Source organism: Piscibacillus salipiscarius JCM 13188 (assembly GCF_001311865.1).
Classification (GTDB): Bacteria; Bacillota; Bacilli; order Bacillales; family Alkalibacillaceae; genus Piscibacillus; species Piscibacillus salipiscarius.
The window spans coordinates 107717-129967 of record NZ_BBCD01000006.1 but is presented as its reverse complement, the minus strand read 5'-3'; the positions used below and the strand labels follow the sequence as shown (position 1 = coordinate 129967).

The following is a 22251-nucleotide window of genomic DNA, read 5'->3' as shown; positions in this document are numbered from 1 at the left end:
CTGCTAGAGGTTTTCTTATAAAGAGGCACTTCTATGTAACATGACTTTAATGTGACGTGATAAGACATTTGTAATGAATTGTTGTAGAATAGAAAATAAAGATTAATCAACTTGTTAAAAGGTAGGTGCATACCGTATGAGTTATAAAGTATTAGTAGTGGATGATGAAGAACCAATTGCAGATATTTTAAAATATAACTTAGAGAATGAGGGGTATGAAGTGGTTGTTGCTTATAATGGCCGTGATGCTGTTGAGCTAGCAGGTTCTGAAGACCCTGATATTATTCTATTAGATATTATGCTTCCTGAAATGGATGGTATGGAAGTATGCCGCGAAATAAGAAAAGAACACCATATGCCGATTATTATGTTAACGGCTAAGGATTCAGAAATTGATAAAGTCCTAGGCCTTGAATTAGGAGCAGATGATTACGTTACAAAGCCATTTAGTAATCGTGAAGTGGTTGCTAGGGTGAAGGCTAACTTAAGACGAATGACAGCAAGTGAACAAAGCCAAAACTCGTCATCAACTCCTAACATTAAAGTAGGGGCTTTAGAGATTAATCGTGAGAATTATTCTGTTACTCGAAATGGTGAACTGGTTGATCTAACTCACCGTGAGTTTGAACTTCTCTTATATTTGGCCAAGCATCTTGAACAGGTGATGACAAGAGAGCACTTATTAGAGACTGTTTGGGGTTACGACTATTATGGTGATGTTAGGACTGTGGATGTGACCATTCGTCGTTTAAGAGAAAAATTGAGGAAAACCCAAGTAACCCTAACTGGATTGTAACTAGGCGAGGTGTAGGGTACTATATGAGGAACCCTGAGCAGGAGTAGATTGTTTATGAGATCCTTTTGGGGATTTTTTAAGTCCATTCAATTAAAGATGATTGTCGTTTATATTCTCTTGATTTTAATTACGATTCAAGTTATTGGGACGTATTTTGCTCAGCAGCTTGAAGATAAGCTGAGAGAGAATTTTACAGAATCTATAAATGATCGGGTTGAATTACTAACTTATAATTTAAGTCAGGTCATTCAGGTAGAAGATAGAACGGAAGATATGCCGTCACTTGAGAGTGATGTACAAACCATTATTAATGATTATTCATCTGAAGATATTAACGAGATTGAAGTCATTGATGAGAATAATCGCGTACTAGGTACGACCAACCCGCTAGAACAAAGCAATGTTGGTAAAAGAAATACTGAGACGCGAATTCAGCAAGCTTTAGCCGGCAACACTGACGAAAATATCATGTACAACCAGGATAATGGACATCGTACGCTCGTTATTTCTACGCCAATCTATCAGGATGAAAACTCTGATCAGATTATAGGTGCGATGAAAGTTGAGGCGTCAATTGAAGGTATTTATAGTCAAATGAACGAGATCATCCGGATATTTGCTAATGGAACCATGCTTGCCGTTACAGTATCCGCATTATTAGGGATTTTAGTTGCGAGAACGATCACAAAGCCGATTTCAGAAATGCGCAAACAGGCGAAGGTAATGGGGCAAGGTGATTACTCTCAGAAGGTTAACGTCTATGGAACAGACGAAATTGGCCAATTAGCAATTACCTTTAATGAATTAAACGATAAAATTAGAGCAGCACAAGCCTCAACTGAAGGCGAACGGCGAAAGTTGAGCTCTGTCCTAACGAATATGACAGATGGTGTCATTGCGACGAATGAGTTTGGCGAAGTGATTTTAATGAATCTTCCAGCAGAACAGCTACTTGGTATGACTCAAAAATCGTTCCAAGGCAAAACTTTAATTGAAATACTTGGTATTGAAGACGAAGTTACGGATATTAATGAGCTCAAAGATATGAAGAGTACGATTTTAGATTTAACTGAAGGTGATCGGCTTCTATTAGTCCGAGCTAACTTCTCTGAAGTGCAGGATGAAAATAATGACATGAGCGGGATTATTACAGTCATTAGTGACGTTACGGAGCAAGAAAAGATTGAACAAGAACGCAGAGATTTCGTAGCGAATGTCTCCCACGAACTTAGAACGCCGCTTACAACCATGAGAAGTTATTTAGAGGCCTTAACGGATGGTGAAACTTGGAAGAATGAAAATATTGCACCTAAGTTTTTGTCGGTTACTCAAAATGAGACAGAACGCATGATTCGCTTAGTTAATGATTTACTACAATTGTCTAAAATGGACAACAAAGATTATCAGCTACACAAAGAACGCGTAAATTATATTGATTTTATTCATCATGTCGTCGATCGATTCGAGATGAACCTTAAAGATAATATTACCATGAAAAGAGAAATTCCTAACCGAGATTATAAGGTTTGGATTGATAAGGATAAAATTATACAAGTTCTGGATAATATCATTTCCAATGCCATTAAATATTCTCCTGAAGGTGGAGAAATCGTTGTTAAAGTGGTTGAAGAGAAGCATCAATTGTTAACCAAGATTTCTGATGAGGGCGTTGGAATTCCTGAAGAGAAACTTGATAAAATCTTTGATCGTTTTTATCGTGCAGATAAAGCAAGATCTAGACAATTAGGCGGAACAGGATTAGGCTTAGCGATAGCTAAAGATTTAATAGAGGCACACGATGGAGAGGTATGGGCAGAAAGCAAGGAGAATGAAGGAACTATGATCACATTTAGGTTACCTCTCATGCAGAAAAAGAGGGGGCAGCGTAAATGATTGAACATATTAAGTCAGTCTTTCTATTTCTTCTAGTTGCATCTAGCCTCTTGTTAACCTACGCCTTATGGACCTATCAGCCTAATTTTGATCCGATTGAGCAAACGGATTACATTGATGATTCGAAGCTAGATGGTCGAGAGCAATCGATAAAAGAGGTTATTTCACCAGATCGAATCATATTGCATGATTATCAACTTCATAAGCAATTAAAAAGTAAACAGGAAGAAAATGAACTGTACCAAGAAATACTTACGTGGCAGTTTACATCAGGATTAAGGTTAGCTAATAGTGCCGATGTGATTGATTCTTATTGGCAGCTAAGTGAATCTGCGGATTTTCAATATATGGAGATTTTATATCCAGTCAATATCCCCATGAATTTAGTGGACCAGATCTTCACGGTCAATGTAGAGAATAATCGTTGGTCCAATTTAACGTTTTAATAAAGTTTATTTACAAATACGTGAATCACAGAATAATATCCGTGTTATATTTACATCCGATCAAAAGGAGCAGCAGAATGTATTAATCGGAGAAATTCATTCCCAAAGTATATTGGAACGGGTAAATGAACTCATGGATCGGCAGGAAGGTATTGTACAGTTAGATCGTTATGACTTCGGGAGCGGTGTGCCTATTTATTTACCCTCAGGAGAAAAACGGTTACAAATTTCACCTTATTACCTACTCAAATTGATCCGATATTAATGCGTAATGCATTATTTAGAAACCCATCTGTTGTTCGTTCGACGTCATCTAATCCGTTTAATGAAAGCAATCATTATACAGATGGAACAAGGGCACTTAAAACTTACCGTGTATTAAATAATAAACACGAAAGAATGGAGTTTATCAATCCATTATCATCTGACTTACAGCCATTAGATCCTATTGAAGTGATCAGACGAAGTGTCAACTTAACGAATGACCATTTAGGCTGGACAAATGAGTTTAATTTGGATGCGATTCGTCAAAAACCATTAAGCTCAGTACTGTACCGAATGTATTTTAATGGGTATCCGATTTACGATGAGATGAATGTGACAGTGATGGAGCAAGTTTGGGGCAGTAATGAATTAAATAAATTGAAGCGACCATTATTTAGTATAAACAATATACGAAATCGAGAGACAGTGTTAGCTTCTGGTGAGGCTGTTTATCAAACCTTACAAAATTTAAAAAATCAAATTTCTTTAGAGTCAATTGAACAAATTAGAATTGGATACACCTTAACAGCAAGTGCAAGTGATTCATCTGAAGTATTAACATTAAATCCAGAATGGTACATTAAACTTTCGGATTCATGGGTTCCAATTAGTGATTATAGCGAACAGCTTATGAATCAAGGGGTTGAGTAGATTGCAATGGGGCCAAATTAAAACGATATTTATTATAAGCTTCTTGGTTTTAAACTTATTTTTAGTACAAGAATTCTTAGATAAAATTAATACAACCACATATGACCCGTTAGAGAAGCAATCACCTATAGAAGAACAGCTATCGGCCCAAGGAATCACTTATGATTTGCCTGAAGGGGATTTAAAAGAGTCATACGTTTCAGCCCCTAGATATCAATTAACAGAAGAAGATATAACTGCTTTAGAAGGCTTTTCCGATCAGCAGCTCATTGGTTTGACTTCAAGTCAAAATGCTGTGTTATCGTTGGATACAGTCTTAGAAGGTGAACCATCCTTATTTAACATGGAAATTATCACAAGTGAATTTAAGAAGCCATTAGAACTAGATTTAGAAAATAATTTAAGCGGTTCAATAGAAACGATAAAATCCAATATTATAAAAGGCGATTCGTATGTATTCTGGAACCATTATGAAGATGAAAATGTCTTATTATTTTTCCAAAGACAAAATAATAAAACGGTATACTTTAATGACTCAGCTGCGTTAATTGTGTTATTAAACGAAGAAGGCAATGCCATTCAGTATAGGCAAACGATGTTAGATGATTTAGAGGACCGTCCAGATGAACAGACCATTACCGATCCGATCAATGCCATTTATAGTGTATGGTCTAACACAGTGACCGGGATCCCAACCGATAGTCACATCACATTAGACTTAGGATACCAGACACTTGTCCCATTAGATGATGGGGTGCAGGTGTTCGTTCCAACATGGGACGTCATTGTTAATGAGCAGAGTCATTTCTTTGTTAATGCTATGGAAGGGCAATATGTTCAGCATGACGAGATGAAGTTTGTGACAGAAAGAAAAGAAGCATTAAAGAGAGAAATACAAGAATTAAAATCGGAGTGAAAAAAGCATGGCACTGCATTTTAGTGTTTTAGCATCAGGGAGTACGGGTAATGCCTTTTATATAGGCACAAACAAAACAAAGTTATTAGTTGATGTTGGATTAAGTGGGAAAAAACTTGAAAAATTATTAGACGATGTTAGCGTAAATCCAAAAGAATTAGATGGAATTTTGGTTACCCACGAACATAGTGATCATATTAAAGGTGTTGGAATTGTCGCAAGACGCTACGGCCTTCCGATTTATGCGAATGAGAAAACTTGGCAAGCAATGGAGGCGCAACTAGGAAAAATTCAAGGGGATCAAAAGTTTCAATTTGATATGGAAACAGTCCAAACATTTGGAGATATCGATGTTGAAAGCTTTGGTGTGTCCCATGATGCTATTGATCCAATGTTTTATGTTTTCCATCATGAAGGTAAAAAAGTATCCATGTTAACGGATACAGGGTATGTATCAGAGCGTATGAAAAAGACAGTTGAAAACTCTAATGCGATTCTGTTTGAATCGAACCACGATGTTGGGATGTTACAAATGGGTGGATATCCTTGGAACATTAAGCGTAGAATATTAAGTGATAAAGGACATGTTTCTAACGAAGATGCTGCTGTAGCCATGTTAGATGTCATTGGAAATCAAACAAAACAGATTTATTTAGGTCATTTGAGCCAAGATAATAATATGATTGATCTAGCGAGAATGAGCGTTGAGCAAATTCTTCAGAAACATGATGCAGGTGTTGGAGAACAATTCACGTTAGAAGATACAAGTCCAACTAAACCAACTCCTATTTGTTACGTTTAATTACATGTGATGGTGAGGTGTCAAACTTGGGGTATTACGATGACCATATGAAAAGTGACAAACAAAAGCGTAGCTGGCTTATGCCAACCGTTATTGGAGCTTTATTAGGAGCAGTACTAATATTATTATCGTTGCCAATATTAGTACAAGCCAATCTTTTACCTTACGATTTATCAGAACAAAATGACGAAACGACTCAGCAGGCAGCTCCTTCCGGAGACGCAGAGAATAAACAAGTTAACCTTGAAGTAAGTTCTCAAATCACAGAAGTCGTAGATAATGTTTCAAATGCAGTAGTCGGTGTCGTCAACATAAAGCAGCAGAGTATTTTTGGTGGCTCCGAGTCTCAACAAGGCGGCGTTGGATCCGGCGTTGTTTACAAAAAAGCGGAGATTCTGCTTACATAGTAACCAACTTCCATGTGATTCAAGGTGCTGATTCCGTAGAAGTTGTACTAAAAGATGAAGAGCAGATTGAAGCTGAATTAATTGGTGGAGATGTTTATACAGATCTTGCCGTACTAAAAGTCGATGCTAAACATATTGAGCAAGTGATTGACTTAGGTAGCTCAGATAACTTAAAAGTTGGAGAACCTGTCATTGCGATTGGTAATCCTCTTGGGCTTCAATTTGCAGGTTCGGTCACACAAGGTATTATAAGCGGTAAAGATCGTCTGATTCCTCAAGACTTTAATAATGACGGTAATGCCGATTGGCAAGCAGAGGTTATCCAAACTGACGCTGCTATTAATCCAGGTAACTCTGGAGGAGCATTAGTCAACATGGATGGACAATTAGTGGGTATCAACTCGATGAAGTATGCCTCAGCAAAACTAGAAGGGTTAGGGTTTGCGATTCCAATTGATCTAGCTAGACCACTTATTGAGGATTTAGAGGAAGATGGATCGGTGACGCGCGCTTATATGGGTGTTGAAATCTTCTCACTATCAGACGTTCCACAATATCACTGGCAGAATACTTTAAATCTACCTAATGATGTTGAGAGTGGCGTTATTATAGATGGTGTAGAAAGAATGTCTCCAGCTGATCAAGCAGGCTTACAGCAATATGACGTGATTGTACAGATGGGTGACACAGCAATAAATAATGTACTTGAATTAAGACAGTACCTATTTACAAAAGTCAGCCCAGGTGATGAAGTCACCATTACCTTCTATCGCGACGGTGAAAAACAAGAAAAAACGATTAAATTAGTCGCACAAAGTCAGTAACAAACATGCTCCGCTCAAGTGATTTGAGCGGAGTTTTTTAACATAAAACCCAGGTTATGCACAAGATTCACATACTTATGCACAAAATGTGAGTAAATATTTATTGTAAAAGGCATATCTTGTGTCAATAGTTAATTTTTTTACTAAATATGAGGCGAACATATGTTGATATGTTGATAAACCTGTGGATAAGTAGCGAAAATGTAGATAACTTTGTAGTTATTCAGTTAATTTAGGAACATACACACAGTATATGTGGATAAATAATCATAATTTGTGAATAGTTGAAGGAGGATTAGCGTGGACATCAAAATTATCTCAGTTGGGAAGCTAAAAGAAAAATACTTAAAACAAGGAATCGATGAATACATGAAGCGGCTAAAACCCTATGCTAAGGTCAAAATAGAAGAGGTACCAGACGAACACGCACCCGAACATTTAAGTGATGCAGAAAAGAAGAGGTGATAAATAAAGAAGGCCGGAGGATTTTATCAAAGATATCCACAGATACATATGTGATCACCTTAGAAATAGAAGGCAAAATGTTAACATCTGAAGCTTTCGCGAAGAAATTGGACGAGCTTGCGACTTATGGAAAAAGCAAAATCGCGTTTGTGATTGGTGGGTCGCTAGGGTTAAGTGACGATGTGAAGAGTCGAAGTGACTTTGCGATCTCGTTCAGTAAAATGACTTATCCACACCAGTTGATGAGGTTGGTGTTACTTGAGCAGGTGTATAGGGGTTATAAAATTATGAGGAATGAACCGTATCATAAGTGATAAATGGTTAGGATTTAAAGTGTAGATTTATTTTTTCAAATTAATATAGGGAGGATTCGTTATAAGTAATAATGAAAGTACTCAAAAAAGTTGTTAGCAAGTAAAGAAGTTTCTATTGAGTCTTTTTACCTTATCTACTGGAAATATTGTTTTAATTGTAAGTTCTGATTAACTAAAAGTTACTTTTCTCAGAATTTAACATTTGAAACTTATTTTATTAATAAATATTGACATGGAGTTAACTCCATCTTTTAAGTGGTAGTAATAAAAGGTGGGGGTATAAGACATGGTTATTGTTATTTATGTATTAATAAGTTTATATGCAATATTAACTGGAATGGCAGGAATTATTCAATTGAAAGAAATGAGGTTCAGTTTCGTTCAGTATTCTTTGTGGTTGTGTCTATTAGCATGTTAATCAATTTATTTACTCCAAATAAGAATAGTATGATTATTATGCTAATCGTCTTATTTATAATAATGCATATATTATCGATTACAGAAGGGATATTGACTAAGAGGAAACTTACATACAGTCATCATATTATTCGGTTCATATTCCATGTCATACTAGTATTACTGGTTTATAACTATATTGTATAGAAGGTGAATTGTCATGAAGATTAGCCAGATTGCATCATTCACAGGTCTCAGTAAAGACGCCATACGTTATTATGAAAAGATTGGCCTGCTACATCCAAAGATAGAAAAACATCATCGGGATTATAATGAACAAGACATCGAAGTAGTTGAAATAATTGTCAAATTAAAAGATATAGGTTTTTCCCTCAAGGAAATCAAGATGCTCTTAGATTGGTCAAATGATACTGATGAAAATAAAGAAATGACAAATGAGGAGATTCAAAATCTTAAACAAATAAAAGAGGTTTTCCGAAATAAGCAAAAGCAAATTATTCAAAAAGAACAACAAATAAAAGAAATAAAACAAGTATTGTCAAGAGCGGATAATAAAATTGAGTATCTGCTGAAGAAGAATATTCAATAATTAATTTTCGATGTTATCTTATCTATTACATTTAGTATAGTTGTGCCAAACTTACAAAAACAATCCCCGTATGACATTACCGTGATACGGGGATTCGTGCGTTTTGAACCTTTTTATTCTAATTAAAACTCTACAAATCATGATCCGATTTTTGATTTTGTCTCGAATGATTCTGCTGTTTTACTTTGTGTGAGCCTTGCATCGGTTCGCCATATGGTTGCTTTGGACTTTTAGGTAAATTAGGTTCTTTTTGTTGTTTTGGACCTTTAGGGTTTTTGCTCATCTTCTAAAGCCTCCTTTGTTCAGTTATGAATAGCTTTTGAAAGGTGAAGAAATCTATACTTGGGAAAGCGACATTCTAACCATCAATGTTTGTCACAAATTATTAGGTTTGCACTTAACGTAACTTGGGAAGATATTAGGAAAGTTAAGCACACATAGCTTTAATAATTTGTCATAAGAAAGCAGATACTAATTTTTAAAAAGGAGAGAACATAACTATGAAAATTAAAGCTGCCGTAACACCTGAAACAGGAAAACCTTTTAAGATGACTGACGTAGAGTTACCCGAAGTTGGCTCGAATGATGTCTTAATAAAAGTCGTGGCGTCTGGCATCTGTCATACGGATGTCTCAGGTAGAGACACAGGTATGGTTGATCCACCATCAGTTCTTGGCCATGAAGGTGCTGGGGTTGTTGAAGAAGTGGGATCTGAAGTGACAGAATTTCAAAAAGGAGACCATGTTGTTGTGTCATTTGCGAGTTGCGGTGAATGTGATAATTGTACTTCTGGTCACCCTGCACATTGTAGAAATTATGCTGAACTTAATTTGAGTAGTCATATTGATCAAGATACTAATAAGTTGGTTTCTAGATTTTTTGGACAATCTTCATTTGCGACCTATTCCCTTGTCCACCAACGAAATGTTGTAAAAATTGATAAGGATATTGATTTAGCTTTAGCTGCTCCACTGGGCTGCGGGTTGCAAACTGGAGCTAGTACGGTGTTAAACGTACTTAAACCTGAAGCGGGTAGTTCTATTGCCGTCTTTGGTGTTGGTGCTGTTGGATTAAGTGGGGTTATGGCTGCTAAAATTGCTGGCTGTAAAAACATTATTGCAGTAGACCTACATGATAACCGTTTAGAACTAGCTAAAGAGCTAGGTGCCACAGCTACGATCAAAAGTGGTAAAGATGTAGATATTGCAGGAAAAATTCAAGAAATCACTGGATCAGGAGTAGGAAATATACTCGATAGTACTGGTGTGGATGCGGTTATTGAACAGGCTATCTTATCATTAGATACGTTTGGAAAACTAGCGACAGTTGTAACAGATGATGGGTTTAAGCTTCCTCTAGAGATCTTAGCATTAGGAGGAAACAGTATCATTGGTACTAGCCAAGGCGATGCGGTACCACAGGAGTTTATTCCGCAAATGATTTCTTATTATAAAGAGGGCAAATTCCCATTTGACAAAATGGTAAAGTACTATGAGTTTGATGATATAAATAAGGCTTTTGAAGAATCGGAGAAGGGTTCAGTGATTAAACCTATTCTAAAAATTAATGATTAAATATTTAAAGATACTATATTATGAAATTAGAAAAACAGCTTTCTAGCAGCAATTTATAGTTGTTGGAAAGGTGTTTTTTCAAAATTTTAGTTGTGTGTACCTGATGCTGTAGCAGCTAGTTACACATGCGTTTTCAGAGATAGGATGGATAATGATCAATTTAGGTATAAATCTTCCCTTACAATTTTTATATTTTTAATAAACATGTAATTTCTCTGGGTTCATTGTTAAATAAATTTCACTTATTTTTTGTCACTAATATAAAAACTAATTATACTATGGAATTTGCCATTAATGTATATTACGATTGCTGGTTGATAGTTGACACTATTCACTCTAAAATAAAGGTCATTAGGGGCTTTCTTTATGATTCCATATAATAAGGCCAAAACGTTGGTAACGGAAGTAATTGGGCGAATCGCAGCTGTAACTTTCCCTCCGCCATCAGAATATAAAGTAACATTGTTTGAAATTAGTTCTAATAATGTATCTGTATGTTCCATTTGGAATGCTTCTATAAAGCGATCAATTATTGATTTGTTCTCCTCATAGTTTAGACTCTCGCCTTCCACAACTGAGATCTTCTGCTTAGCCCTGCTAAAAATTTTCCTGCAGTTTTCCTCACTCTTTTTAATATTATTAGCGATTTCTGAGTATGAGAAATTTAATACTTCTCTTAAAAGGAGAACTGTTCGCTCGTCTGCTTTTAAATGTTCCATCATTCGTAAATAAGCAATGCTTAATCCCTCTTTTGGATTACCTTTTCACTTGGGTCTAATGCATGTAATTTCTCTAGTAATAATGGCTCTGGGTTCCATGGTCCCACATATTTTTCTCGTTTGTACCATGCAGACTTTAATAAATCAAGACAGAGGTTAGTCATGATTTTGCAGAGATAAGCTTTTTATTCTTTACTCTTTCCTCATCTATTTGATAAGCTTTTAGAAACGTTTCTTGGACCATGTCTTCAGCTTCTGCTACTGAGCCTAACATACGATAACCTAATGAAAATAACAATGGTTTAAATAACTGGTAATCTTCATTCGTTATTTGCATGGTTCTTCCTCTTTTCGTTTAAAATGATCTCTTCAGCTGCTTGTTTTCCACTACATATTGCTCCATCCGCTAAAATAGAGTCGGGCGATGCCCAGTCCCCAGCTATATATAATCCTGGAAATCCTGTTTTAGAACTTTGTAGCATGCGTTCATTCCCAATTTGCGGTAAGCGTTGATTGACCGTAATGTTAGGTATAAAACGCTTTGAAATCACATACTGTTGCCAGCCTGGCTGTAACTTATCTAGGAATAATTCAAGCTCATTTTTAGTGATTGTTGAATCTATGTGCTCATCCGGATGATGATATTTAAATACATGAAGAATGGCGTTCATTGGATCTTCAGAAAGGCGGGCATAGCCTGAATGCACTGAATAATAGAGAGGTTTAGTGGTGTCCATAGCGAAAAGTCGTTTTTGTTTTGGAAGTTGTTTTAAAGCAACATCTAATGTTGCCCCTCTAACAGGTATCATCTGAGTGAAAAAGTTTCTTTGAGGAAATGCCATCTTTTTACTTAACATATCATTTAATTCATGAGGACCAGTAGTACAAAGTACATTTTTCCCTAAAATTTCTCTGCCATCAGAAAGGTCTAATTTAATTTGGTTCTGTTGTGTGGGTTCAATATTTTTAACAAAAGTATGTGGTTGAACGTGAATACCCGAACGAATGGCTCTATGATGAAGTTGACCAATCATCGTCATCCATCCGCCATCTAGGTAAAGTACACCACCCATAGCTTTTTTAATACTCGATACAGTTACTTTTGCACTCATTTTTTCAGGTGCATGACAATAGGTTGCTAGTCTTCCAAGGGTATAAAGTAAAGACTTAACTATTTTAGAATGGGCGACTTGCATGACCCATTGTTGATATGTCTGCTGCGCTAAATTTTCAGGCTTTATACTCATCAATTTAAAAAGAACTGCGATCCACTCTCTACGTTCCTTTGTGTGAAATAGACGAGTTGTAAAAAGTTGTAAAGGAGAGAATGGGGCAACATATTCAATATTGTTTTCAATTAATATGCCACCTAATTTGGGTGATTTGCCACAAATGTGAATACCTAATTCTTCGAGAATTGGCTTGGCTTTTCCTTTTCTATAAAGGGCGTGGGGGCCAAGATTGAAATACTGTTGATTCACCTTTTTGTTCTAGCCCTCCCACCAACACTTTTCCCTTTTTCTAAAATTAAAATATTTAAATTGGTTTTCGCTAAATAATTGGCTGCAACATATCCTGCTAATCCCCCACCAACAATGATAATATCCCAATTTTGAGTCATAAGATAACCTCCTAAATGTTTCTTTATAACTCAAGACGAAAAAGGTTGGGAAATGTGACAAGGAATTAACAAATAATTAAGAAACTTGTATACTAATTAGATTTTATTCCGTCCAGTTAATTATAATATATGGATATAAAGAATATGTACATGAAAGTTTGGGTTAATAAATTCATTAGTTAAAGAGAGATCCTTGAGAATTCAGGAAAGGTAATAGCTATTGAATAATATGAGAACTATACTCAAAATCGGCTCAAACAAAGTGTGAGAGAGGATTATAAAGAATTAATTGAAAAAGTGAGATGAAGAAATAACAAAAGACCGTTTCCAAGGCCTAAAATACACCTTGGAAGCGGTCTTTATTAGTTAATTATTTTTTCATTGGTATAAACCCTGAATGATCTGTATAATACCCTTCAATCTCAGGGCGAGGAATCTCACCCCAGCGTTCAGGGTCAACATTGTACACTTCATTTGTTGCTAATCCGTGAAGTAGATTTTTAACGCCAAGGACGTTCTGCTTGATATTGTGTCCACGGCCACGTTGTCCTAAGTTCCCATCACGAGTATTTCCGGATGTTTCAAAGAATACTGCTGGATGACTGTGATGATCTTCGTTTAGGCCATTATAGTTAAGCCCTAGCATCATCGCTGAGACGACTCCGCCATGGATATCAATCTCAGAGAAACCACTTGAGCTACTTCCTACTGTGTAACGATCGACATTGGTGTATCCATAATCTTTTAAAGAGTCATAGACATAAACTTGAGCTTGTCTAGTGACATCGTTATAAAGTCCATTTTTAATATTAGGAAGGGTAGGTCCATTAGGTGCTAATGAGACACCAAGTGACATGGTTACGGCGTCACCAGTCTCTGAATCTTCTTTTAACCCTTGATGGTGAATGTCAATACCAAAGTCAGGCTCAATATCTGCCCATAAGCTATACCATGCTTTTGATTCAGCCGCTTTAAAACCCTCCAATGTCCAATCACGGTTCAAATCAATTCTCTCTCCGGTATCACTTAATTCTGAATGGCGAATGTTCATTTCGCTTCCATCAGGGTTGTACATCGGAATGACATATAGAGTTAGTTCATCTAATATTTCCTGATATGTTGATGACGAATTCTGAACTAACATCTTCAGGAGTTGTAGTGTTGATTTTGTTCCGTATGGTTCGTTACCATGAATGCGACCTTGAATCCAAACCTTTTCTGGACCATTTCCAATTTTAGCTACATACAAATCACGGTTTTGTTCACTTTTATTATGTTCATACCCTAGTTCTTCAAGTGTTTGAACTTGTAGGTCACCATTGCTTCGCTTTTCAAGTTTCTCTAGTTCGTCAATCATATCCTCGTAGGTTAAAATGCTAGACATGTTTGTATTGCCTTCAGTTGACGGGTGATTCTTGGCTGCGAGTGCTGGTGTTGCAAACATGGAGAATAATAGAATGATACTGATCATTAACATGAATATTTTTCGCAAAACCGTTCCCTCCTGTATTACTTTTATGTTTTACACTGTAAAAGTGTTGCTTATCAGTATAAGACAAACAGTTAGGAGTTAAAACCACAATTTTCCTATTTTTCAAAATTCTTTTGTAAGAAAAATAGACTATGTAGATTCAATAATAGGAATTTGTTTAGTATTAATATGTGAAAAAGAGAGAAATGAAAGTATAGGATGGAATAAGTAATATGTATTAAGGGTGTTCTAAAAGTATGGTGTCTACCTTTAGAACAGACCTTAATTAGGGGATTAAGAATTTGAATTGCCTTTTCTTTACCCATTGAATCAAATAAAAGGGTAGATGCTAAGGCATTAAAGGGTAGAGATACATGATGTTTAACTCCTTGATCGTAAGCTGACATTAAATCTTTTTGTAAAACATCCAACGCTGTTTCAGCGGTCCATTCAGAGATGTCATTCCAGTTCCTCACAACCCAACTATCACCAGTGCTAACTTTGAATAATTCTAGTAACTCCTCTTGAGGTAGGTTATAGTTCTCCGCGAGTTTAAGACCTTCAGCTACGGCATTCATATTAATTCCAAGAATTAGATTATTAATCAGTTTAGCAGCTTGACTATTACCAGTTTTTTCACCGTAATAGAATGTTTTTGAGCCTATAGCATCAAAGTATGGTTGGAATGACTTAACGATCTCTTCTGGTCCAGATGTCATTATGGATAAAGTGCCATCTTTAGCCCCTGAAGCTCCGCCGCTTACAGAAGCGTCAATCAAAGTAAAGTTACTTTCTTGCTCAACTTTTTGGCTTAGTTGATTCATGGTGTCAGGGTCAAGTGTACTCATCACAATGATTGTTTTTTCCTTTGGCTGCGCGGATAGCAGGCCATTATCATTGAAAATAATCTCTACATTTTGTTTATAATCCCTAACCATAGAGATAATCGCTTCATCTGCTTGTTCGGCTACTTCTTTTAATGTGCCTACCATGGTGATACCCTCTGATGTTGCTTTTTCATAAACTCCTTTAAAAGCATCATAACCAATGACGTCAAACCCTGCCTTCTTCAAATTAATAGCCATCGGAAATCCCATAGTACCTAGTCCAACGAAACCAATTTTTTTACTCAAATATAATCCCTCCTATTTCATTTATACCCTTATGTGATTTTATTAAAAATAAATCTTTTAAAATTTCTATTAATATGGGTATACATATAATAAAACCATTGGAGAGAAGTGTAATCATGGAATTTTTTACAGTAGGTCATTACAATCATTCAAAACAACAATTTTTACAATTATTAAAAGCTGCAGAAGTAAAAATTGTAGCTGATGTACGCTCATTACCAGGAAGCAGAAAGAACCCTCAATTTAACAAGAATCAGTTAAGGTCCTGGCTTGATGAAGCAGGCTTAAAATATCAGCACTTTAAAAAGCTTGGTGGCCGCAGGAAATTATCAGGACAGGTCGGAGAAGAGCTTAACTCAGGCTGGCAAAATCGGTCGTTCCATAACTATGCGGATTATTCCTTAACTGAAGAGTTTAAGCAGGGGATTGATGAGCTGAAGGCAGCATCTAGTCATGGTAAAGTCGTCTTAATGTGCTCAGAACGTCATCCATCGAGATGTCATCGATTGATTATTAGTAATTATTTAAAGGCAAATGATTTTAGCGTCACCCATATCATCCCTAACCCTGATAGGGAAGCACGGTTTGTCGATCATGAGTTAGGGAAGTGGGGAGCTATGCCGATTATAGAAAGTAATGGAAGTGTTGTTTATCCAAAATGATAGTTGAACCGAAAGAATTACATTGCTTCTTTAATGCCTTTCTTGACCAACCACCAGTTAGCAGGGTAGCTTGTTAGAAAGCCTAGAATCATAGCGATTTGCATCATAAACCAGTATGTCGCTGTAGTTGGTTTAGGCGGCTGTGCAAATAAGACGTAGTGAACGAGTGCCATGAAGCCAAACATTCCGACTTCAAATGCGATTAATGACAATGAGTCGGCCTTAATGGCTTGTTTAATTGCTTTCATCTTATTTTTGCTTTTCTGCATTGGGTAAATCGCAAAGTATTGAAAGGCGATTCCAAATAAGTATGCTAATATGAATTCCACTAAGTAATGGGCAAACAAAACTGAACCAGCTATTGTTAAGCCCGTTATGGCAACAAGCGGCACACCAAAGGCATCACCTAATACACAACCAGATGAACAGTGGCTGGTTGACATAAATACTGTTGCTCCTTGTCCCCGGTGATCTTCTAAATCACGATTTTTAGATTTTAAAACACCCCATTTATAGTAAAACCAAATCGCAAATGGCCCGAAAAATAATCCATTCACTGGCCAAACAATATTCATAATCGCCATCATCTGTGGATGACGAATAATATCTATTAATATCCATATAGCTGAAATAATACCTATAATAATAGAAATCCAAGCAATTGTAGCTAACATCGAATTCCTCCTTACTATAGTTGTTTATCCTATTTAATAGATTAATAAACGAATACAAAACCAAACTAAAGTCCTATTTAAAAAATCTGAAAATTTAGTACAATAATGAAAGCGGTTGCATGGATTTGGATGCATCTTTTATTTTTATCGTTTGTGCAAACGTTTGCATAAACTAAAAAAAGGAGCGAGTTTATGAGACTTTATAAAACAAAAACTTTAGTTTACATGACTATTTTATTGATGTTGTTTCAACCTCTAAGTGGTCTTTTCAGTCATCAGTCTATTAATGCTGATGAACGTGATGTCTTCTTAGTTGGTAGTTTTGGTTCCGATGGAGATCCGACTTATTGGAATCCGTCATCAAGTGAGTTTCAAATGAACAATGCTCAAAATGGTCATTATTATCTAGAGAAAACACTACCAGCCGGTACATACGAGTATAAAATTGCGATCAATGGGGGCTGGGATGAGAATTACGGTGCAAATGGAGAGCAAAACGGATCTAACATGACGTTATCGTTAGAAGAAGAGACAACGGTTCGGTTTGTCTATAACGATGAAAGTCATGTGGTAACAACAATCACAGAAGACAAACAACCTCGTTTAGTTGGGAATCTGCAGCCAGTAATCGATGCTGGTGATGAGTGGTCCCCTGGTACTTCTACGGCCTTATTAACAGATGAGGACTATGATAATATTTATGAGTTTACCTCTCAAGTACCTAAAGGTGATTATGAGTATAAGATAGCGCTAGGTGATAGTTGGGGGGAGGAATATCCTAGCAGTAATGCAAGTCTTAATTTAAAACGTCCTCAAGACATTACGTTTTATTATAATCATGAGACAAAAGAAGTTTATACAAATTTAAATTCGAACAAAGATGAGATTGATCAAGCTTCTCTTTTTCATAATACATGGGACGAAACATACCGAGACCCTTTCGGTGCTGTTAAAGCAGGGGAGGCGGTAACACTTCGTCTAGCTTCTGCAAAAGGGGATTTAGAGAAGGCTAATTTACATGTGAAGAACTACACAACAGGTGATTCAGAAGTGGTCCCTATGACCGAGTCTGGTTGGACAACCGTGGACGGGAAAGACTTAGATTTTTGGGAGGCTACTTGGACTCCGAGTGAAAAGGGCGTTCATGGTTACAAATTCATCGCTTATGATGGAGAAGTGGTTAAAGAGTACGGAGAAGACGCTCAGCAGGGCCAAGCAGGTCGATCTGGCGATACGGTCAATGAATTATTCCAGCTGACTGTTTATGACCCAGAATACGAGACGCCTGACTGGATGAAAGAAGCTGTGGTTTATCAAATTTTCCCAGACCGTTTTTATAATGGAAACCCGGAAAATGACGATGCGAAGTCGAATGCGCGTGGTGATGAACCAATTGAATACCAGGATTGGGGAGAGCTCCCTGATAATCCGAGATTAGCAGGTACATCTGGTTACGATGGCGATGGTATTTGGAGTAATGATTTTTATGGAGGAGACATTAAAGGAATTCAAGAAAAATTAGATTATATTGAGTCACTAGGTGTGAATACCATCTATTTAAATCCAATTTCACACGCAGCATCGAATCATAAATACGATGCTACCGATTATAAATCGATTGACCCCATGTTTGGAACACCTGAGGAATTTAAGGCATTTACAGATGAACTGAAAAACGTGGCATGCACTTAATTTTAGATGGAGTGTTTAACCATGTAGGTGATGATTCGATTTACTTTGACCGTTATGGAAAGTATGAAACCGTTGGGGCTTATGAGTACTGGTCTCGAATTTATGACTTAATGAATGAAGAAGGCATGACTGAAGAAGAAGCGAAAGCTCAAACTGAAGAAGAGTTTAAGGAAGATGGACAAGTGTTTAGTCCTTATGGCTTCCATAACTGGTTTAACATAAAGAACACCAAGGTAGATGTTGGTCAGCCAACCGAACGTTATGATTATCAAGGATGGTGGGGATTCGATAGTCTACCAGAAATAGCTTCTATTCCAGGTGATGTCGTACCTTATCAATCTGAGTTAAATAATGAGAAGTTTGCAGATTACATTATGTATGAGGATGATTCTGTTGCCAAATCATGGTTAAACCAAGGCGGATCTGGCTGGAGATTAGACGTCGCAAATGAGGTTGACCCTGAGTTTTGGAGAGAATTTAGAGATGAACTTAAACAAATCGAGTTAGACCAAGGTGGATCCCCGTTAATATTGGGCGAGATTTGGGATGATGCATCAAAATATTTCCTAGGTGATTTATATGACTCTGTCATGAACTATCGTTTTAGAGGGGCTGTTATTGACTTTTACGTAATGGTAAAGAGGAACAAGCGATGGAGCAATTGATGGCTGTTCAGGAGGATTATCCTAAGGAAGCATTCTATAACCTTATGAACCTAATGGGGTCTCATGATACCGTTAGAGCGGTTTATGTCCTGGGTAATGGTTCTGAATCGTATGAGCGAGCAGAGGACGATCCAAACTATGACCATGAACTTGGACTAAAACGGTTAAAGTTAGCTGCCATCTTCCAATATGGGTATGCTGGTGCGCCTACAGTTTATTATGGTGATGAAGCAGGGGTTACAGGTTCTAAAGACCCTGATGATCGCCGCACATATCCTTGGGGTAGTGAAGATGATGATCTAATTAAGCATTACCAAACCTTAGGTGATATTCGTGAGGAAAATCAAGCGTTATTTAAGAAAGGATCACTTTCACATTTATATGCTAAAGATGATGTGATGGCATATGGCCGTCAACATGCAAAGAAATATGGGATTGTGGTTATGAATCGTTCAAATGAAGAAAAAGTCGTAACAATCGATACGAGTGACTTTGCATTGAATGGTGTTCAGTTCATTGATGAGCTTGACCAGCCATATAAAGTGACGACTCAGGATGGAATGCTTGAAGTGGTGTTACCACCAATGAGCGGGCGAATGTTAGTCTCTAAGCCTGCTCAAGTAAAGGAAGTTAACTCGGTTGCGAAATTAGACGCAGAAGAAGGGGAAGGTCAGGTTACCCTAAGCTGGAAAGGAAAGAAAGGCACTTACAGTGTTTATCAGACCAATATAGCTGGCACACTTTATGAGAAAGTTGCTGAAACAACTAAGCAAGAGGTGGTCATTGACGGCTTAGACAATGGGCGTGCATACTATTTTGGTGTCACGCGAGTGGATGATCACGGTAATGAATCAGATGTGGTGCAAACAGAGAAGGTTATTCCGCATATACCATTGACGTATTATGACGTGACACATCTTACTCAGTTGAGTGACAGTACCATAGATCTTGCTAATTCTAAGAAAGTTGAAGCATCACTACTTATTGAAGGTTATACAAATGATGATTTAGCTGAAGGGTTAGATGCAATACTTCAGTATAGGTTAGGGGATTCAGCTTGGGTGGACGTACCAGCTCAGTATACCGGCCAAGATTCATTATCTAATGTGTTTGAAGCAGAGTTTTTACCAATTGATGCGGGTGAATATGAGTACCGCTATGCTTTTACAACCGATCAAGGCAGAGAATATATTTATACAGATGTACAGACGTTTAGCATGAGTAAGGGTGAAGACACGACTCCTCCTGCCGATTCAGTTACACTTGAACAGCCACTTCAGGAATCCGGTCAAGTGAATCTCTCGTGGTCGGTTGAGAATGAACAAGACCCATACATGATCGGGATTTATCGTAATGGTGAACTCGTGAAAAAGCTATGGGATACAGATGTTAGAGATTACCGAGATATTAATGTGGTGAATGAAGAGACTTACCAATACGTCATCGCGTTATTTGATCAGTACGGGAATGTGGTGAAATCGAATGAAGTTTCTGTTACACCTCAGTTAGTAACTGTTGATGTCACATTTAAAGTGAGTGCGCCAGAATACACGCCACTCGATGCAACGTTAACCATTCCTAATAGTATGAATGGTTGGAATACGAGTGCATGGGAGATGAGTCGTGCTGGGGCCGTCACACCAGATTGGCAGTACACGGTTGAGGCGCAAGTTGGTGAAGTAATTACGTACAAATATGTACGTGATGGTTCGTGGGATCGTGAAGGTTTAGCCGACCATACACCAGAGGATCCAAATGATGATGACATTAGTTATTATGGTTACGGTGCGGAAGGAACAGACCTTCAAATTGTCGTTGAGAATCAGGGTAATAATAAAATGGTCGTTGAGGACACCATTTTACGCTGGGTTGATCAACCAGTTGTCGTGACATCGCATTCAAGTGGACAAAACGTAAGTGAAGATACAGTAACTTTAAGTGGAAATGCGATTAAAGAGGGTGTATTAACGATCAACGGTGAGACTGTTACAGTTAATGATGATATGTCCTGGACACATGAAGTGACGCTTCAAGATGGGGAAAATCAATTCAACATTCATATTGAACCGTCTGAGGAAAACAAATCGGAGATCTTTAACAATGACGCAGGCGCCATTTCTAAAAATACAAAAGATATCGTGTTTACGTTAAATAAAGAGTGAGGTAAGAAGTAATTAACAGTCAATAAATAAAATTACAAATTGTTAATCTTAGTAGTTCAGTTTTGGAGTACAAAATTGCACTTTTATACCCATAATTGAACTACTTTTTATATATATTTAGTGAATTTTAGGGAGATTAACATTTATATGGTAAAATAAGTTAAAGAATGTTCTACAAAGCATAGTTCAAATTAATAGTAGTTTTTTACTTATATTACATACAGAAAGGTGTGATGTCTGATGGCATATAAACTAAATCAAGTTAACAAAGCAGGTTTTGTATTTAGAAAAAAGTCTATACAGAGGAGATGTCACATTGAAATTGACAAAAGAAAAATTTAAGCTTGTTTCAGAAACAGAAAGATTAGTAATAAGACCATTACAGAAAGCCGATTATGATAATTGGCTGAATGAATTTGAAAACCGTTATCCATCTCAATTTCGCCACGATAAAGGAAAAATAGATATGAGTGAGTGCACACTGGAATGGTTTCATAATCTGGTAGATAAACAACAAGAGTTAGCACTTACAGACACTGCATATGTATTTGGTGTGTTTAGAAAGGAAGACGGTACACATTTAGGTATGGTGGATTTTTCAACTATAGAAAGAGATGACTTTCAATGGGGTAGGATAGGATACTCAATCCATAATCAGTATTGGAGAAAAGGGTACGGTAACGAAGCGGTAAAGGAAGCACTTAATATTGCTTTTAATTATTTAAAATTCCACCGTATAGAAGCCCATATCAATTTAGATAATTCTGCTTCAATCAATTTAGCAGAGAGTGTTGGGATGAAGTATGAATGTACAAGAAAAGGGTTTATTTTCGAATTTGGAGAATGGACAGATAATCTAATCTATTTTAAAAATTCTATTGAGTAAGTTTTTTTAAACGAATAAGGCGATTGATTATTAAGAACAGTCGCTTTTTCTATAATTGGGGGGCGTAGGTGTTAGTTGAAGAAGAGTGAGACCGTCCAGTTCGTCGCAGAACAGCACGAACTAAAAATCACCTAAACCGAATGTGAAAGTTGAAGCTGTGCCTTTCGTAAGCGAAGTATTTTGACAACGCTTATAAAAGAAACCCGTA

At 36.9% G+C, this 22251-nt stretch carries 19 protein-coding genes and 4 pseudogenes; 15 read left to right on the top strand and 8 right to left on the bottom strand.

The features are described 5' to 3' along the window. Positions 1-136: 136 nt before the first annotated feature. The 10 genes and pseudogenes from yycF (at position 137) to JCM13188_RS06210 (ending at position 8784) form a co-directional block, all read left to right on the top strand. Positions 137-843 (top strand): annotated as a pseudogene (yycF, locus tag JCM13188_RS06250) (response regulator YycF). 7 nt (positions 844-850) lie between these two features. Continuing rightward, on the top strand, positions 851-2689 hold the full coding sequence (gene walK, locus JCM13188_RS06245; RefSeq protein WP_054752886.1) for a cell wall metabolism sensor histidine kinase WalK: 1839 nt from the start codon (positions 851-853) through the stop codon (positions 2687-2689). Beyond that, entirely contained in the window at positions 2686-3135 is a 450-nt protein-coding gene (gene yycH, locus JCM13188_RS06240; RefSeq protein WP_054752884.1) for a two-component system activity regulator YycH, read from the top strand. The genes walK and yycH overlap by 4 nt, the downstream gene beginning before the upstream one ends. 228 nt (positions 3136-3363) lie before the next feature. Next, positions 3364-4050, top strand: a pseudogene (locus tag JCM13188_RS06235) (hypothetical protein); the annotation flags it as partial. 1 nt (position 4051) lies between these two features. After that, complete coding sequence (locus JCM13188_RS06230; RefSeq protein WP_054752880.1) at positions 4052-4966, top strand: two-component system regulatory protein YycI; 915 nt, start codon at positions 4052-4054, stop codon at positions 4964-4966. A gap of 7 nt (positions 4967-4973) precedes the next feature. Next, on the top strand, positions 4974-5768 hold the full coding sequence (locus tag JCM13188_RS06225) for an MBL fold metallo-hydrolase (RefSeq protein WP_054752878.1): 795 nt from the start codon (positions 4974-4976) through the stop codon (positions 5766-5768). 26 nt (positions 5769-5794) lie between these two features. Continuing rightward, on the top strand, positions 5795-6175 hold the full coding sequence (locus tag JCM13188_RS21735; RefSeq protein ID WP_439646616.1) for a hypothetical protein: 381 nt from the start codon (positions 5795-5797) through the stop codon (positions 6173-6175). A 14-nt stretch (positions 6176-6189) separates the two neighbouring features. Then, positions 6190-6999 carry a S1C family serine protease gene (locus JCM13188_RS06220; RefSeq protein WP_439646615.1) on the top strand — a complete coding sequence of 270 codons (810 nt, stop codon included), beginning with the start codon at positions 6190-6192 and terminating at the stop codon, positions 6997-6999. A 300-nt stretch (positions 7000-7299) separates the two neighbouring features. Then, positions 7300-7778, top strand: a pseudogene (gene rlmH / locus JCM13188_RS06215) (23S rRNA (pseudouridine(1915)-N(3))-methyltransferase RlmH). 616 nt (positions 7779-8394) lie between these two features. Beyond that, complete coding sequence (locus tag JCM13188_RS06210) at positions 8395-8784, top strand: MerR family transcriptional regulator (RefSeq protein WP_054752876.1); 390 nt, start codon at positions 8395-8397, stop codon at positions 8782-8784. Positions 8785-8914: 130 nt separating this feature from the next. On the opposite strand, the gene JCM13188_RS06205 is transcribed toward JCM13188_RS06210, so the two are convergent. Then, on the bottom strand, positions 8915-9067 hold the full coding sequence (locus tag JCM13188_RS06205) for a small acid-soluble spore protein P (RefSeq protein WP_054752869.1): 153 nt from the start codon (positions 9065-9067) through the stop codon (positions 8915-8917). 217 nt (positions 9068-9284) lie between these two features. On the opposite strand from JCM13188_RS06205, the gene JCM13188_RS06200 reads away from it, so the two are divergent. Continuing rightward, on the top strand, positions 9285-10358 hold the full coding sequence (locus JCM13188_RS06200; RefSeq protein WP_054752867.1) for an NAD(P)-dependent alcohol dehydrogenase: 1074 nt from the start codon (positions 9285-9287) through the stop codon (positions 10356-10358). A gap of 242 nt (positions 10359-10600) precedes the next feature. On the opposite strand, the gene JCM13188_RS18270 is transcribed toward JCM13188_RS06200, so the two are convergent. The 6 genes from JCM13188_RS18270 to JCM13188_RS06180 form a co-directional block, all read right to left on the bottom strand. Beyond that, a complete protein-coding gene (locus JCM13188_RS18270; RefSeq protein WP_279401483.1) occupies positions 10601-11080 on the bottom strand; it encodes a sigma factor-like helix-turn-helix DNA-binding protein in 480 nt (159 codons plus the stop codon). A 157-nt stretch (positions 11081-11237) separates the two neighbouring features. Then, positions 11238-11414, bottom strand: coding sequence for a sigma factor (locus JCM13188_RS18265; protein WP_279401482.1), 177 nt, complete (start codon positions 11412-11414; stop codon positions 11238-11240). Continuing rightward, the gene (locus JCM13188_RS06190) at positions 11398-12558 is read right to left on the bottom strand and encodes an FAD-dependent oxidoreductase (RefSeq protein WP_279401481.1); all 1161 of its coding nucleotides are present in this window, start codon (positions 12556-12558) and stop codon (positions 11398-11400) included. The genes JCM13188_RS18265 and JCM13188_RS06190 overlap by 17 nt, the downstream gene beginning before the upstream one ends. Then, positions 12555-12698, bottom strand: a complete 144-nt coding sequence (locus JCM13188_RS18260) for an FAD-dependent oxidoreductase (protein WP_279401480.1) — start codon at positions 12696-12698, stop codon at positions 12555-12557. The genes JCM13188_RS06190 and JCM13188_RS18260 overlap by 4 nt, the downstream gene beginning before the upstream one ends. Before the next feature lie 370 nt (positions 12699-13068). Beyond that, on the bottom strand, positions 13069-14190 hold the full coding sequence (locus tag JCM13188_RS06185) for a M14 family zinc carboxypeptidase (RefSeq protein ID WP_279401479.1): 1122 nt from the start codon (positions 14188-14190) through the stop codon (positions 13069-13071). A gap of 95 nt (positions 14191-14285) precedes the next feature. After that, the gene (locus JCM13188_RS06180) at positions 14286-15302 is read right to left on the bottom strand and encodes an NAD(P)-dependent oxidoreductase (protein ID WP_279401478.1); all 1017 of its coding nucleotides are present in this window, start codon (positions 15300-15302) and stop codon (positions 14286-14288) included. A 116-nt stretch (positions 15303-15418) separates the two neighbouring features. Between JCM13188_RS06180 and JCM13188_RS06175 the strand changes: the two genes are divergently transcribed. Further along, the gene (locus tag JCM13188_RS06175) at positions 15419-15964 is read left to right on the top strand and encodes a DUF488 domain-containing protein (protein WP_054752863.1); all 546 of its coding nucleotides are present in this window, start codon (positions 15419-15421) and stop codon (positions 15962-15964) included. A 17-nt stretch (positions 15965-15981) separates the two neighbouring features. On the opposite strand, the gene JCM13188_RS06170 is transcribed toward JCM13188_RS06175, so the two are convergent. After that, positions 15982-16638, bottom strand: coding sequence for a DUF4396 domain-containing protein (locus JCM13188_RS06170; protein ID WP_054752861.1), 657 nt, complete (start codon positions 16636-16638; stop codon positions 15982-15984). 192 nt (positions 16639-16830) lie between these two features. Here JCM13188_RS06170 and JCM13188_RS06165 point away from each other — a divergent pair. The 3 genes and pseudogenes from JCM13188_RS06165 (at position 16831) to JCM13188_RS06150 (ending at position 22043) form a co-directional block, all read left to right on the top strand. Next, positions 16831-18995: pseudogene (locus JCM13188_RS06165) on the top strand (pullulanase X25 domain-containing protein). Further along, positions 18983-21157, top strand: coding sequence for an alpha-amylase family glycosyl hydrolase (locus JCM13188_RS06155; protein WP_054752853.1), 2175 nt, complete (start codon positions 18983-18985; stop codon positions 21155-21157). Before JCM13188_RS06165 ends, JCM13188_RS06155 begins: the two are co-directional and overlap by 13 nt. Before the next feature lie 316 nt (positions 21158-21473). Then, positions 21474-22043 (top strand): GNAT family N-acetyltransferase, encoded by a 570-nt coding sequence (locus tag JCM13188_RS06150; RefSeq protein ID WP_054752851.1) that lies wholly within the window; start codon positions 21474-21476, stop codon positions 22041-22043. Positions 22044-22251: the final 208 nt, after the last annotated feature.